We start from the raw sequence: 14,304 nt of genomic DNA, 5'->3' as shown, positions 1-14,304 counted from the left end.
CCTTTATTTTATCCAAGTCTGTAACGCCCCTGTTCAGGTCGGCGGGACAGAGTAAATTTTCCGCAAATAAGTACCTGTTGATGCACCCGTGCTCAGGTACGAACCGAGGATTCTGGAATGGCTGAAATTACCGCTGCACTGGTAAAAGAACTGCGTGAGCGTACTGGCGCAGGCATGATGGACTGCAAAAAAGCGCTGACTGAAGCGAGCGGCGACATCGAGCTGGCGATTGAAAACATGCGTAAGTCTGGCGCAATCAAAGCAGCGAAAAAAGCAGGTAACGTTGCTGCTGACGGCGTGATCAAAACCAAAATCGTTGGTAACTACGGTGTGATTCTGGAAGTAAACTGCCAGACTGACTTCGTTGCAAAAGATGGCGGCTTCCAGGCATTTGCTGACAAAGTGCTGGACGCGGCTGCGGCTAACCGCATCACCGACGTTGAAGCGCTGAAAGCACAGTTTGAAGAAGAGCGCGTTGCACTGGTTGCCAAAATCGGTGAAAACATCAACATTCGTCGCGTTGCAGTGCTGGAAGGCGAAGAGCTGGGCAGCTACCTGCACGGCGCACGTATCGGCGTTCTGGTTTCAGCGAAAGGCGCTAACGAAGATCTGATCAAACAGATCGCGATGCACGTTGCGGCAAGCAAGCCTGAGTTTGTTAAGCCAGAAGACGTTTCTGCCGAAGTGGTTGAGAAAGAGTACCAGGTTCAGCTGGATATCGCGATGCAGTCTGGCAAGCCAAAAGAAATTGCAGAGAAAATGGTTGAAGGCCGCATGAAGAAATTCACCGGTGAAGTTTCTCTGACCGGTCAGGCATTCGTTATCGATCCAGCCAAAACCGTTGGCCAGGCGCTGAAAGAGCAGGGCGCTGACGTGATCAACTTCATCCGCTTCGAAGTGGGCGAAGGCATTGAGAAAGTTGAGACTGATTTTGCTGCTGAAGTTGCAGCGATGTCCAAACAGTCTTAATGATCTGAAAGAACCGCCAGATGGCGGTTCTTTTTTGTCTGCCACAGGCAAAAGATACGTTTTCAGTTTCATCCCAATAGCAATTCTTTTGCTGTAAGCGGATGATTGATCGGAATTACTTCTCACTCATCATATCTTCCAGGAAGAACTGACCATGGCGACCAACGCAAAACCTGTTTATCAACGTATCCTGCTAAAACTCAGCGGTGAAGCACTGCAAGGTGCAGAAGGTTTTGGTATCGACGCGAGTGTGCTTGACCGCATGGCTCAGGAAGTTAAAGAGCTGGTCGAACTGGGTATCCAGGTGGGCGTTGTGATTGGCGGGGGCAACCTGTTCCGTGGAGCGGGTCTGGCACAGGCGGGCATGAACCGCGTTGTCGGCGACCACATGGGGATGCTGGCCACCGTAATGAATGGCCTGGCAATGCGTGATGCGCTGCATCGTGCCTATGTTAACGCCCGTCTGATGTCGGCCATTCCCCTGAACGGCGTGTGCGACAACTACAGCTGGGCAGAAGCCATCAGCCTGTTACGCAATAACCGCGTTGTCATCTTCTCCGCAGGTACCGGTAACCCCTTCTTTACGACGGATTCTGCCGCCTGTCTGCGCGGTATCGAAATCGAAGCCGATGTGGTGTTGAAAGCCACCAAAGTTGACGGCGTTTATTCTGCGGACCCCGTGAAGCACCCCGATGCAACACTGTACGAAAAACTGACCTATGCGGAAGTGCTGGATCAAGAGCTAAAAGTGATGGATCTCGCCGCGTTTACGCTGGCGCGCGATCACAAACTGCCTATCCGCGTTTTCAACATGAACAAGCCTGGCGCATTGCGTCGCGTAGTGATGGGTGAAAAAGAAGGCACCCTGATTACGCATTAATACCCGAGGCGAGATAAAATAGGGTATATTCTGTCAGTGCGGCGCGGTATTGCCGCACGCCATTCAGGATTATCGATGCTTATCGATCCCGCTTCCGGTAATGCCGGAACTGGCCAGGTCAAACCGAATCCAAGGGTTTTAACGTGATTAACGACATTAAAAAAGATGCTGATACGCGCATGGATAAATGCGTGGAAGCATTCAAAACCACTATCAGCAAGGTGCGCACAGGTCGTGCTTCACCTTCACTGCTCGACGGCATCATCGTTGAATATTACGGCACGCCGACGCCACTGCGTCAGCTGGCTTCCGTCACTGTTGAAGATTCCCGCACGCTGAAAATCAACGTGTTTGATCGCTCTCTCGGCCCGGCCGTTGAAAAAGCGATTATGGCGTCTGATCTTGGGCTGAATCCCAGCTCTGCCGGTTCGGACATTCGTGTTCCGCTGCCTGCACTGACCGAAGAACGTCGTAAAGACCTGATTAAAATCGTGCGCGGCGAAGCCGAGCAGGGCCGTGTGTCGGTACGTAACGTCCGTCGCGATGCCAACGATAAGATCAAAGCGCTGCTGAAAGATAAAGAGATCAGCGAAGACGACGAACGTCGCGCGCAGGATGAAATCCAGAAAATGACCGATGCGCACATCAAGAAAGTCGATGCAGCATTGGCCGAAAAAGAAACGGAGCTGATGGATTTCTAATTCCATCTTCGCCGACGAAAACGCCGTACAGGGAGGCCTTCTGACTGAATGCCATCTCTGGCGGCGTTTTACGTTGTGCCCCACGCTTTTACCGATACAGGGACAGCATTATGAAGCGATTAACTCTGCTGGGTTCGACCGGATCAATCGGCACCAGCACGCTGGCCGTTGTTAAAGCCAATCCGGCGCTTTACCAGGTCACGGCGCTGGTGGCGGGCAAAAATGTAGCCCTGATGGCAGAACAGTGTGCACAGTTTCAACCGCGCTACGCCGCCATGGCAGATGAAGACGCTGCCGCCGCGCTACGTGAGCGACTGAGAGCATTGAAGATCAGGACTGAAGTGCTCTCCGGCGTTCAGGCAGCCTGTGAACTGGCCGCGCTGGATGAGGTTGACCAGGTGATGGCCGCAATTGTGGGTGCATCGGGGTTATTACCCACGCTGGCCGCCATTCGCGCCGGCAAAACGGTCTTGCTGGCGAACAAAGAATCGCTGGTCACCTGCGGCCGTTTATTTATGGAGGCGGTACGTCAACATAACGCGCAGTTGTTGCCGGTCGATAGCGAGCACAATGCCATTTTTCAGAGTTTGCCCGCTTCCATCCAGCATCAGTTAGGTTACGCTGACCTGCAGAATAACGGCATTGAGTCGATTATTCTTACGGGATCGGGTGGCCCTTTTCGTGACACAAATTTAGCGGATCTGAGCAATATGTCGCCAGATCAGGCTTGTGCACATCCGAACTGGACAATGGGGCGTAAAATCTCTGTTGATTCGGCCACCATGATGAATAAAGGTCTTGAATACATTGAAGCGCGCTGGCTGTTTAATGCCAGCGCAGCGCAGATGGAAGTGATTTTGCACCCACAATCGGTGATCCACTCCATGGTGCGGTATTGCGATGGCAGTGTGCTGGCCCAGTTAGGTTCGCCTGACATGCGGACACCAATCGCCCACAGTATGGCCTGGCCCGCACGTATTGAGGCTGGGGTCACACCGCTGGACTTTACCCGCATGTCGGCACTGACCTTCTCGGCACCTGATTTTGGTCGTTACCCCTGTCTCAAACTCGCGATTGATGCCTGCGAAGCCGGACAGGCAGCGACCACCACGCTCAATGCGGCCAATGAGATTGCCGTGGCGGCTTTCCTGGATAAGCAGATCCGTTTTACGGATATTGCCGCGTTGAACAGCGCAGTGCTGTCGGCGCATCACTGTCAGGAGCCGGACTCCGTGGATGCGGTCATTGACATTGACCGAAGCGCACGCGCGGCGGCAACAGAAATGTTGTCCCATTTCACGTCGTAATAACGATTACGCTGAGGCTATTTGTTCGCTTCGGGTGAAAATGTTATAGTCGCTGGCTCGCGTTTAACGGTCTGTCACCGAATTCGGTGTGGCCCGGCAGGCAATGTCGGGATTTGTACCGGGCGCAATGTATTCAGAAACCACAGCATTTCTGATGAAAGGAATTGATTACGCGTTATGTCGTCTGAAAATCACAACAACACCGATGACCAACAGGGTACCGGTCCGCGCCACGTCGCTATCATCATGGATGGCAATGGCCGCTGGGCTAAAAACCAGGGAAAACTGCGTATTTCCGGCCATAAAGCGGGCGTGAAATCAGTACGCCGCGCCGTTAGCTTTGCTGTCAATAATAATCTGGAAGCGTTAACGCTTTACGCCTTTAGCAGCGAAAACTGGAGCCGTCCTGCGCAGGAAGTGACAGCCTTAATGGAACTGTTTGTCTGGGCGCTGGATAGCGAAGTGAAGAGCCTGCATAAACACAATGTCCGCTTACGCATTATTGGCGATATCAGTCGATTCAGCCCGCGTATTCAGGAACGTGTCCGTCGGGCCGAGGCGCTGACGGAAAATAACGATCGCCTGACGTTAAACATCGCCGCTAACTACGGCGGACGTTGGGATATCATCGAAGGTGTTAAAAAGTTGGCTGAACAGGTACAGGAAGGCTTGTTACGCCCTGATCAGATAACCGAAGAGAGTCTGACGTCGCAGCTGTGTATGAACCAGCTGGCGCCAGTGGATTTAGTGATAAGGACCGGGGGAGAGCATCGGATTAGCAACTTCCTGTTGTGGCAGATTGCCTATGCGGAATTCTATTTTACTGATGTGCTCTGGCCGGATTTTGATGAACACGTTTTTGAAGGTGCACTGAATGCATTCTCTCTGCGGGAGCGACGCTTTGGCGGCGCTGCACCAGGCGGCGCCTGAGCAATCTGGGGGTAACCTTTGCTGAAGTCTCGTCTGATCACCGCGCTGATCCTTATTCCGCTGGTGATCGCTGCATTGTTCTGGTTACCGCCTGTTGGCTTTGCAATTGTTACGATTATCATCTGCATGCTTGCCGCCTGGGAATGGGGGCAGCTGTCCGGTATGGCATCGCGTCAGCAACGTATCTGGCTGGCCGTGATCTGTGGCCTTGTGCTGACGCTTATGCTCCTTACCCTTCCCCCTTACGAACATAACGCCTATCTGCCGCAGGTTACAGGCTGGCTGTGGGCTTCGCTGGCCTGGTGGACGGGCGCGCTGCTGTTGGTTCTGTTTTATCCGGCCTCTGCGACACTCTGGCGTCATTCCCGGCTTCTCCGCCTGCTGTTCGGTGTCTTAACCATTATTCCTTTCTTCTGGGGCATGATGGCGCTCCGCCAGTATCACTACGAATCTGATCATTTTGCCGGTGCATGGTGGCTGTTGTTTGTCATGTTTCTGGTCTGGGGGGCCGATTCAGGTGCCTATATGTTCGGTAAGCTGTTTGGCAGGCATAAGCTGGCCCCCAAAGTGTCACCCGGTAAAACCTGGGAAGGATTTTTGGGCGGACTGGTCTCTTCCGCGCTTATTGCTGTGCTGTTTGCCAGCTTTGCGCCGCTGACCATCCCGACGGGCACGCTGGTCATGTGTGCGGTGATGTCGACGCTCGCATCAGTCCTGGGCGATCTCACGGAAAGCATGTTTAAACGTGAAGCCGGTATCAAAGACAGCGGTAACCTGATCCCGGGACATGGCGGCATCCTCGACCGCATTGACAGCCTGACAGCAGCCGTACCGGTCTTTGCCTGCCTGTTACTGTTGGTGTTTCAGACACTCTAAGGGCAAACGACGATGTTAAGCGTAATCTGGAGTTTTGCCGCATTCATCATTGCACTGGGCATATTAATTACGGTGCATGAATTTGGCCATTTTTGGGTGGCGCGGCGCTGCGGGGTCAGAGTCGAACGTTTTTCAATCGGTTTTGGTAAAGCGTTATGGCAACGCCGTGACCGACATGGGACCGAATTTGTTCTTGCCCTCATTCCACTTGGCGGTTACGTCAAAATGTTGGATGAGCGGGTCGAAAGCGTCCCTGCGGAACTCCGGCACCAGGCGTTTAACAATAAAGCCATCTGGCAGCGCGCCTCCATTATCGCTGCTGGTCCTGTCGCCAATTTCCTGTTCGCCATCTTTGCCTACTGGGTCGTCTTCATTCATGGCGTGCCGGGTGTGAAACCTGTGGTTGGTGAAATTCTGAACGGTTCGGTAGCGGCGGAAGCGCAAATTACACCCGGAACGGAACTTAAGGCCGTCGACGGTATCGAAACGCCTGACTGGGAAGCTGTGCGCATGGCGCTGGTCGGTAAAATCGGTGACAGCAGCACGACGCTGACAGTGGGTCGCTTTGGCGAACAAGGGACGCAGCAAAAGCACGTTGATTTGCGGAACTGGCAGTTTGAGCCTGATAAGCAGGATCCGGTGGTGGCGCTGGGGATACGTCCTCGCGGTCCACAGATCGAAACGACACTGGCTGAAGTGCAAAAGAATTCACCCGCCAGTGAAGCCGGTTTGCAAGCGGGCGACAGGATCGTTAAAGTCGATGGTCAGTTATTAACGCAATGGCAGCTTTTTGCGACTCAGGTTCGGGATAACCCCGGAAAAAGTATGGCCCTTGAGGTCGATCGCAACGGTGAAGCGGTGAAGTTGACCCTGACGCCGGAAGCGAAACCTGGAAATAAAGCGGAAGGGTTTGCGGGCGTCATTCCGCGAGTTGTTCCTCTGCCAGACGAGTACAAAACGGTAAGACAATATGGCGCGTTCCCGGCCATTGGTGAGGCCAGTGTAAAAACCTGGCAACTGATGAAGCTGACCGTCTCCATGTTGGGCAAGTTAATAACCGGTGATGTGAAGTTGAACAACCTGAGCGGCCCAATCTCGATTGCGCAAGGTGCAGGTTTGTCAGCCGAGTACGGAATGATTTACTACCTGATGTTCCTGGCGTTGATTAGCGTCAACTTAGGAATCATCAATCTGTTCCCGCTGCCGGTTTTAGATGGTGGGCACTTGCTCTTCCTGGCGATCGAAAAGATCAAAGGGGGACCGGTGTCCGATCGAGTTCAAGACTTTAGTTATCGCATCGGCTCAATACTGCTGGTGATGTTAATGGGGCTTGCACTTTTCAATGATTTCTCACGCCTGTAACCGCTGGAACGCGAGCTTGCGTGGGATGTGTTAGGAAAACGCATAATAACGATGGCGATGAAAAAGTTGCTCATAGCGTCGCTGCTGTTTAGCAGCGCCACCGTTTACGGTGCAGACGATTTCGTGGTGAAGGACATTCATTTCGAAGGGCTGCAGCGAGTCGCCGTCGGCGCGGCTCTGCTGAGCATGCCAGTTCGGGTTGGCGATACGGTGAATGACGATGACGTCAGAAATACCATTCGCTCCCTGTTCGCGACTGGCAACTTTGAGGATGTTCAGGTCCTGCGAGATGGTAATACGCTGATTGTTCAGGTTAAAGAACGTCCTACCATCGCCAGCATTACCTTCAGCGGTAACAAAGCGGTTAAGGACGATCAGCTCAAACAGAACCTTGAAGCCTCAGGTGTGCGCGTCGGCGAAGCGCTGGACCGCACCACAATCTCTTCAATCGAGAAGGGACTGGAAGACTTCTACTACAGCGTGGGTAAATATACCGCCAGCGTAAAAGCCGTTGTCACACCGCTGCCGCGTAACCGCGTCGATCTGAAACTGGTCTTTACCGAAGGTGTTTCTGCCAAAATTCAGCAGATCAACATTGTAGGTAATAAAGCCTTCAGTTCAGACGAACTCATTTCCCGTTTCCAGCTGCGTGACGAAGTGCCGTGGTGGAACGTGGTGGCTGACCGTAAATACCAGAAACAGAAACTGGCGGGTGACCTTGAAACCCTGCGCAGCTTCTATCTGGATCGCGGTTATGCCCGTTTCAATATTGATTCGACGCAGGTGAGCCTGACGCCGGATAAAAAAGGCATCTACATCACCGTTAACATCACCGAAGGCGATCAGTACAAGATTGCCGGCGTTATTGTTAACGGCAGCATGGCCGGCCATTCGGCGGAAATCGAACATCTGACCAAAATCCCGGCGGGCGAGCTGTATAACGGCGCAAAAGTCACGTCGATGGAAGATGATATCAAGAAGCTGTTAGGTCGCTACGGTTATGCCTATCCGCGCGTCGTGACGCAGCCTGAAATTAACGATGCCGATAAAACCGTTAAGTTGCATATCAACGTGGATGCGGGCAACCGCTACTACGTGCGTAAAGTGCGCTTTGAAGGTAACGACACCTCGAAAGATGCCGTACTGCGTCGCGAAATGCGCCAGATGGAAGGTGCCTGGCTGGGCAGCGATCTGGTCGATCAGGGTAAAGAGCGCCTGAATCGTACAGGTTACTTCGAAACCGTTGACGTGGATACGCAGCGTGTACCGGGCTCACCGGATCAGGTTGACGTGGTTTACAAAGTTAAAGAGCGTAACACCGGTACCTTTAACTTCGGCGTCGGCTACGGTACGGAAAGTGGCGTCAGCTTCCAGGTCGGCGTGACCCAGGATAACTGGCTGGGTACCGGGAATACCGTCGGTATCAGCGGAACCAAAAACGACTACCAGACCTATGCAGAGTTCTCCCTGACCGATCCTTACTTTACCGTTGATGGTGTGAGTCTGGGCGGCCGGGTGTTCTACAACAACTTTAAGGCCAGCGACGCCGATCTCTCCGGCTATACCAACAGAAGTTACGGTACAGACGGGACATTGGGCTTCCCAATCAATGAGAACAACTCGCTGCGCGTCGGTCTGGGTTATGTACACAACGACCTGTCGGATATGCGTCCTCAGGTTGCGATGTGGCGCTATCTGGACTCAGTCGGTAAGCCACAGCAGTTAAACCGCAATGGCGATTTCTCGGCTGACGACTTCACCTTTAACTATGGCTGGACGTATAACACGCTGGACCGCGGTTTCTTCGCGACCTCGGGTAACCGTACCAACCTGAACGGTAAGGTGACGATCCCGGGTTCGGATAATGAATTCTACAAAGTCACCCTGGACAGCCAACAGTATGTGCCGATCAATAAAGATCACACCTGGGTTGTGCTGGGTCGTGGCCGTGTCGGCTATGGCGACGGGCTGGGCGGTAAAGAGATGCCGTTCTATGAGAACTTCTACGCCGGTGGTTCCAGTACCGTGCGTGGCTTCCAGTCCAACACCATCGGTCCGAAAGCGGCCTACCTGAATGATGGCTCATCATACTGTAACCTGAGCGATCCTAACGGTATCTGTAAATCGAGTGATGCGGTGGGCGGTAACGCGATGGCGATTGCCAGCCTTGAGCTGATTACGCCCACGCCGTTCCTGAGTGAGAAATATTCGAACTCGGTACGTACGTCGCTGTTTGTCGACGCCGGTACCGTCTGGGATACCAAATGGCAGAACACCGCTGAAACGCGCGCTGCCGGTATTCCTGACTACAGCGATCCAAACAACATTCGCGTCTCGACCGGTGTGTCTTTACAGTGGATGTCGCCGCTGGGGCCGTTAGTGTTCTCCTACGCCCAGCCGGTTAAGAAAGTGGACGGAGATAAGTCAGAGCAGTTCCAGTTTAACATTGGTAAAACCTGGTAACGTTCTGTACAGGGATGTGAAAAAAATAGCTTGCAGCTGTGGAGCATTGTTATGCTCCGCACTGCAAACATACATGTTGAGGGTAAGGAGTTTATAGTGAAAAAGTTGTTATGTGCAGTTACTCTGGGTGTTGCATTGGCTGCTTCTGCTGGCGCACAGGCGGCCGATAAAGTCGCAACTGTTGATCTGAGCCAGGTTTTCCAGAAATCACCTCAGCGCGCTGCTATCTCCAAACAGCTTGAGAGTGAGTTCCAGGGCCGCGCCACTGAACTCCGTTCTCAGCACGACAAAATTCAGCAGGAAATGCAGGATCTGCAGCGCAATGCGCCGACCATGAAGGCGAGCGAGCGCAACAAGAAAGAGAAGCAGATCGAATCTGAGCGCAATGCCTTCCAGGCGAAAGCAGACGCGTTTGAGAAAGACAACCAGACCCGTCAGGTTCAGGAACGTAACAAGCTGCTGGAAAAAATCCAGACTGCCGTTCAGTCAGTTGCCAAAAGCGGCGGATATGACCTGGTCCTGAATTCTCAGGCTGTGCTTTATTCTGGTTCTGATGTGAAAGACATCACTGATGAAGTTGCGAAGCAGGTTAAATAATCGATGTCATCAATTCGACTGGCTGATTTAGCCCAGCAGTTGGATGCAGAATTGCACGGAGATGGCGATATCGCCATCTCCGGCATTGCTTCTATGCAATCCGCCACAACTGGTCAAATCACATTTCTTGCCAACAGCCGCTACCGCGAGCAGCTCGCGCTGGTCCAGGCATCAGCCGTGGTGCTGACGGAAGCGGATCTGGAATGGTGTAAAACCGCCGCGCTGGTGGTGAAAAATCCTTATCTCACCTATGCGAGAATGGCGCAGCTGCTCGACACTACGCCACAGCCCGCGCAGGATATTGCGCCAAGTGCTGTGATTAATCCCAGCGCGAGACTCGGTGCCAATGTCTCTGTCGGGGCCAATGCGGTTATTGAATCTGACGTTGAGCTCGGTGATAACGTTGTCATTGGCGCAGGCTGTTTTGTGGGTAAAAAAACCCGTATCGGCAGCGGTACGCGTTTGTGGGCTAACGTCTCGGTTTACCATGAAGTAGTCATTGGTCAGCATTGCCTGATTCAGTCCGGCACCGTCATCGGTTCTGATGGCTTCGGCTACGCGAACGATCGGGGTAACTGGGTGAAAATACCGCAGTTGGGCTCGGTGATTATTGGCGATCGGGTAGAAATTGGTGCCTGTACGACCATTGATCGTGGTGCGCTGGATAACACTCTGATCGGCAATGGTGTTATCATAGATAACCAATGTCAGATTGCCCACAACGTAGTGATTGGCGACAATACTGCGGTTGCTGGCGGTGTGATCATGGCGGGTAGTTTAAAAATTGGTCGTTATTGTATGATTGGCGGTGCCAGCGTCATCAACGGCCATATGGAAATCTGTGACAAAGTAACCGTAACCGGTATGGGCATGGTTATGCGTCCGATAACAGAACCTGGTGTATACTCCTCAGGAATTCCATTACAGCCCAACAAAACCTGGCGCAAAACTGCAGCGTTGGTGATGAATATCGACGACATGAGCAAACGCTTAAAAGCAATCGAGCGCAAAGTCGGCAAAGACGACTAAACGCCATCCCATGACTGACCGGCTTTCATAATAACAGTGTAAGCAGGGAAGCCAGGCGCCACGGAAACTATTTGCGGCCTGCCAACGATCATGATGATCGGTGCAGGCCGTGTTATTGATGTCATCAGATTTTTAGGACAGGAAGAGTATTTTGACTACTGAAACTCATACTCTGCAAATTGAAGAGATTTTAGAGCTGCTGCCGCACCGTTATCCGTTTCTGCTGGTAGACCGCGTGCTGGATTTTGAAGAAAACAAATATCTGCGCGCGGTAAAGAACGTCTCCTTTAACGAACCGTTTTTCCAGGGGCATTTCCCTGGTAAACCGATTTTTCCCGGCGTTCTGATTCTGGAAGCGATGGCGCAGGCCACCGGTATTCTGGCATTCAAAAGCGTGGGTAAACTGGAGCCAGGCGAGCTCTATTATTTTGCAGGCATTGATAATGCCCGTTTCAAGCGTCCGGTCGTACCGGGCGATCAAATGATTATGGAAGTGACTTTCGAGAAAACCCGCCGTGGTCTGACGCGCTTTAACGGCGTAGCGACCGTGGACGGTAAAATCGTTTGTGAAGCGACCATGATGTGTGCCCGTAGCCGGGAGGCATAATTCGTGATTGATCCAACCGCCAACATCCATCCCAGTTCTGTCATTGAAGACGGGGCCATCATCGGCCCTGGCGTTCATATCGGCCCGTTCTGCTTTATCGGGGCGAATGTTGAAATTGGTGAAGGAACCGTACTCAAGTCACACGTTGTGGTGAATGGCCATACACGTATCGGTAAAGACAATCAGATCTATCAGTTCGCCTCCATTGGTGAAGTGAATCAGGATTTAAAATACGCGGGCGAACCTACCCGGGTTGAGATTGGCGATCGTAACCGAATCCGTGAAAGCGTCACCATTCATCGCGGCACGACGCAGGGCACGAATGTCACGGTTGTCGGCAGCGACAACCTGCTGATGGTTAACGTCCACATCGCCCATGACTGTGTGATCGGCAACCGCTGCATCATGGCCAACAACGCCACGCTGGGCGGCCATGTCACGGTGGATGATTTCGCCATCATTGGCGGTATGACCGCTGTGCACCAGTGGTGCACCATTGGCGCGCATGTGATGGTTGGCGGGTGTTCAGGCGTTGCTCAGGATGTGCCGCCCTATGTTATTGCACAGGGGAATCACGCGACGCCATTCGGAATCAATATTGAAGGCCTGAAACGTCGCGGCTTCAGCAAAGAGTCACTGCACGCGATTCGTAATGCCTATAAGTTGCTTTACCGCAGCGGCAGAACGCTGGATGAGGTTAAGCCAGAAATCGAAGCGATTGCTCAGCAACACAGTGAAGTGCAGCCTTTCTATGACTTTTTTGCCCGTTCAACTCGTGGATTAATTCGCTAATTCATGTCAGCGCGTCCCCTTACGATAGCCGTCGTCGCCGGAGAAACCTCTGGCGACATCCTTGGTGCAGGCCTGATTCGTGCCTTAAAAGCGCGTCATCCTGATGCCCGGTTTGTTGGCGTCGCAGGCCCATTGATGCAGGCCGAAGGCTGTGAAGCCTGGTACGAAATGGAAGAACTGGCGGTGATGGGCATTGTGGAAGTGCTGGGACGATTGCGCCGCTTGCTGGCTATTCGTCGCGATCTGACACAGCGCTTTATCTCGCTGAAACCCGATGTGTTTGTCGGTATTGACGCACCGGATTTCAATATCACGCTGGAAGGTAATCTTAAGCGCGCAGGCATTCGCACGATTCATTACGTCAGTCCCTCTGTCTGGGCCTGGCGGCAAAAACGGGTGTTCAAAATCGGTCGCAACACCGATCTGGTGCTGGCATTTCTGCCGTTTGAAAAAGCCTTTTACGATCGTTTCGGTGTCCCGTGCCGTTTTATCGGCCACACCATGGCGGATGCTATGCCGCTACAGCCCGACAAAGCCGCCGCCCGTCGCCATCTGGGCATTGACGACAATGCCCAGTGTCTGGCGTTATTGCCCGGCAGTCGCGGTGCCGAAGTTGACATGCTGAGTGCTGACTTTCTTAAAACGGCGCAGATACTGCGTAAGCGCTATCCGGCGCTGGAAATTGTGGTACCGCTGGTTAACCCGAAGCGCCGCGAGCAGTTTGAGCAAATCAAAGCGCAGGTTGCGCCGGAGCTGCCCGTGCATCTGCTGGACGGGCAGGGCCGTGAAGCGATGGTGGCCAGTGATGCTGCGCTGCTGGCGTCCGGCACCGCGGCGCTTGAATGCATGCTGGCGAAATGCCCCATGGTCGTGGGCTACCGAATGAAGCCGTTTACCTTCTGGCTGGCAAAACGCCTGGTCAAAACTGACTACGTTTCGTTGCCTAACCTGCTGGCCGGGCGAGAGCTGGTCAAAGAACTGCTGCAGGATGAGTGCCAACCCGAAGCGCTGGCTGCGGCGCTGGATCCGCTGTTACATGCCAGTCATGAACGCGAAACGTTATTGCAGACCTTCCACGAACTGCACCAGCAGATTCGCTGGAATGCGGACGAACAAGCCGCAAATGCGGTACTGGAGCTCGCCAATGGCTGATTTTATCTATCCCAACGCCCGACTGATTGCCGGTGTGGATGAAGTGGGGCGCGGCCCGCTGGTTGGTGCGGTGGTGACTGCGGCGGTAATTCTCGATCCGGCGAAACCCATTCCGGGCCTGGCCGATTCGAAAAAGCTCTCAGAGAAACGTCGGCTGGCGCTGTTTGATCAGATTAAAGAGCATGCGCTGGCCTGGAGTCTGGGCCGTGCCGAACCGGAAGAGATCGACAGCCTGAATATTCTGCATGCCACGATGCTGGCGATGCAGCGCGCGGTGGCCGGCCTGGCGATCACGCCTGATTATGTGCTGATTGACGGCAATCGCTGTCCGGCCTTGCCTGTGCCATCACTGGCCGTAGTAAAAGGCGACAGCCTGGTTGCTGAAATCAGTGCGGCCTCGATCATCGCCAAAGTCACGCGCGATCGTGAAATGGCAGAGCTGGATTTGTTGTTTCCGCAGTATGGTTTTGCGCAACATAAAGGTTATCCTACGGCGTTACATATGGAAAAGTTAACGCAGTATGGCGCAACACCACATCACCGCCGCAGCTTTGCGCCGGTGCGTAATGCGCTCATCGATGCCGAAGTGCTGGCGAGCAGCGCCTCCACGCTGCGCTAATCCGCCCCTGTTTTAACCGG

The 14,304-nt window shown here is 53.4% G+C and carries 14 protein-coding genes; all 14 read left to right on the top strand.

The annotated features are described in order from the left end of the window. The first annotated feature begins 117 nt into the window (after window positions 1-117). The 14 genes from tsf to rnhB all read left to right on the top strand — a co-directional run bounded on the left by tsf (window position 118) and on the right by rnhB (window position 14,284). Window positions 118-969, top strand: coding sequence for a translation elongation factor Ts (tsf, locus tag RAC90_RS12065; protein WP_006117759.1), 852 nt, complete (start codon window positions 118-120; stop codon window positions 967-969). A gap of 154 nt (window positions 970-1,123) precedes the next feature. Then, window positions 1,124-1,849: a UMP kinase gene (pyrH, locus tag RAC90_RS12060; RefSeq protein ID WP_006117760.1), complete on the top strand. Its 726-nt coding sequence runs from the start codon at window positions 1,124-1,126 to the stop codon at window positions 1,847-1,849. A gap of 143 nt (window positions 1,850-1,992) precedes the next feature. Further along, on the top strand, window positions 1,993-2,550 hold the full coding sequence (frr, locus tag RAC90_RS12055) for a ribosome recycling factor (RefSeq protein ID WP_006117761.1): 558 nt from the start codon (window positions 1,993-1,995) through the stop codon (window positions 2,548-2,550). A gap of 110 nt (window positions 2,551-2,660) precedes the next feature. Beyond that, window positions 2,661-3,857, top strand: coding sequence for a 1-deoxy-D-xylulose-5-phosphate reductoisomerase (gene ispC, locus RAC90_RS12050; protein ID WP_006117762.1), 1,197 nt, complete (start codon window positions 2,661-2,663; stop codon window positions 3,855-3,857). A 177-nt stretch (window positions 3,858-4,034) separates the two neighbouring features. Next, a complete protein-coding gene (gene ispU / locus RAC90_RS12045) occupies window positions 4,035-4,787 on the top strand; it encodes a (2E,6E)-farnesyl-diphosphate-specific ditrans,polycis-undecaprenyl-diphosphate synthase (protein WP_006117763.1) in 753 nt (250 codons plus the stop codon). 18 nt (window positions 4,788-4,805) lie between these two features. After that, on the top strand, window positions 4,806-5,663 hold the full coding sequence (gene cdsA, locus RAC90_RS12040) for a phosphatidate cytidylyltransferase (RefSeq protein WP_054634468.1): 858 nt from the start codon (window positions 4,806-4,808) through the stop codon (window positions 5,661-5,663). 12 nt (window positions 5,664-5,675) lie between these two features. Further along, complete coding sequence (gene rseP / locus RAC90_RS12035) at window positions 5,676-7,025, top strand: sigma E protease regulator RseP (RefSeq protein ID WP_033740312.1); 1,350 nt, start codon at window positions 5,676-5,678, stop codon at window positions 7,023-7,025. 51 nt (window positions 7,026-7,076) lie between these two features. After that, window positions 7,077-9,488, top strand: coding sequence for an outer membrane protein assembly factor BamA (bamA, locus tag RAC90_RS12030; RefSeq protein ID WP_033740313.1), 2,412 nt, complete (start codon window positions 7,077-7,079; stop codon window positions 9,486-9,488). Between the two features lie 51 nt (window positions 9,489-9,539). After that, window positions 9,540-10,085: an OmpH family outer membrane protein gene (locus RAC90_RS12025; RefSeq protein WP_191091151.1), complete on the top strand. Its 546-nt coding sequence runs from the start codon at window positions 9,540-9,542 to the stop codon at window positions 10,083-10,085. 3 nt (window positions 10,086-10,088) lie between these two features. Then, window positions 10,089-11,114, top strand: a complete 1,026-nt coding sequence (gene lpxD, locus RAC90_RS12020; protein ID WP_375124372.1) for a UDP-3-O-(3-hydroxymyristoyl)glucosamine N-acyltransferase — start codon at window positions 10,089-10,091, stop codon at window positions 11,112-11,114. A 151-nt stretch (window positions 11,115-11,265) separates the two neighbouring features. Then, on the top strand, window positions 11,266-11,721 hold the full coding sequence (fabZ, locus tag RAC90_RS12015; RefSeq protein WP_006117769.1) for a 3-hydroxyacyl-ACP dehydratase FabZ: 456 nt from the start codon (window positions 11,266-11,268) through the stop codon (window positions 11,719-11,721). Between the two features lie 3 nt (window positions 11,722-11,724). Continuing rightward, complete coding sequence (lpxA, locus tag RAC90_RS12010; RefSeq protein ID WP_006117770.1) at window positions 11,725-12,513, top strand: acyl-ACP--UDP-N-acetylglucosamine O-acyltransferase; 789 nt, start codon at window positions 11,725-11,727, stop codon at window positions 12,511-12,513. 3 nt (window positions 12,514-12,516) lie between these two features. Continuing rightward, entirely contained in the window at window positions 12,517-13,665 is a 1,149-nt protein-coding gene (lpxB, locus tag RAC90_RS12005) for a lipid-A-disaccharide synthase (protein ID WP_054688129.1), read from the top strand. Further along, window positions 13,658-14,284 carry a ribonuclease HII gene (rnhB, locus tag RAC90_RS12000; RefSeq protein ID WP_033740315.1) on the top strand — a complete coding sequence of 209 codons (627 nt, stop codon included), beginning with the start codon at window positions 13,658-13,660 and terminating at the stop codon, window positions 14,282-14,284. Before lpxB ends, rnhB begins: the two co-directional genes overlap by 8 nt. Window positions 14,285-14,304: the final 20 nt, after the last annotated feature.

Source organism: Pantoea sp. CS_6, from assembly GCF_041954745.1.
GTDB lineage: Bacteria > Pseudomonadota > Gammaproteobacteria > Enterobacterales > Enterobacteriaceae > Pantoea > Pantoea stewartii.
This window is presented reverse-complemented; position numbering and strand designations above follow the sequence as displayed.

Bases quoted from the DNA above. Each gene is read 5' to 3' on its own strand.
- tsf (WP_006117759.1), top strand. From the start codon at position 118: ATGGCTGAAATTACCGCTGCACTGGTAAAAGAACTGCGTGAGCGTACT.
- pyrH (WP_006117760.1), top strand. From the start codon at position 1,124: ATGGCGACCAACGCAAAACCTGTTTATCAACGTATCCTGCTAAAACTC.
- ispC (WP_006117762.1), top strand. From the start codon at position 2,661: ATGAAGCGATTAACTCTGCTGGGTTCGACCGGATCAATCGGCACCAGC.
- ispU (WP_006117763.1), top strand. From the start codon at position 4,035: ATGTCGTCTGAAAATCACAACAACACCGATGACCAACAGGGTACCGGT.
- rseP (WP_033740312.1), top strand. From the start codon at position 5,676: ATGTTAAGCGTAATCTGGAGTTTTGCCGCATTCATCATTGCACTGGGC.
- bamA (WP_033740313.1), top strand. From the start codon at position 7,077: ATGGCGATGAAAAAGTTGCTCATAGCGTCGCTGCTGTTTAGCAGCGCC.
- RAC90_RS12025 (WP_191091151.1), top strand. From the start codon at position 9,540: ATGCTCCGCACTGCAAACATACATGTTGAGGGTAAGGAGTTTATAGTG.
- lpxD (WP_375124372.1), top strand. From the start codon at position 10,089: ATGTCATCAATTCGACTGGCTGATTTAGCCCAGCAGTTGGATGCAGAA.
- lpxB (WP_054688129.1), top strand. From the start codon at position 12,517: ATGTCAGCGCGTCCCCTTACGATAGCCGTCGTCGCCGGAGAAACCTCT.
- rnhB (WP_033740315.1), top strand. From the start codon at position 13,658: ATGGCTGATTTTATCTATCCCAACGCCCGACTGATTGCCGGTGTGGAT.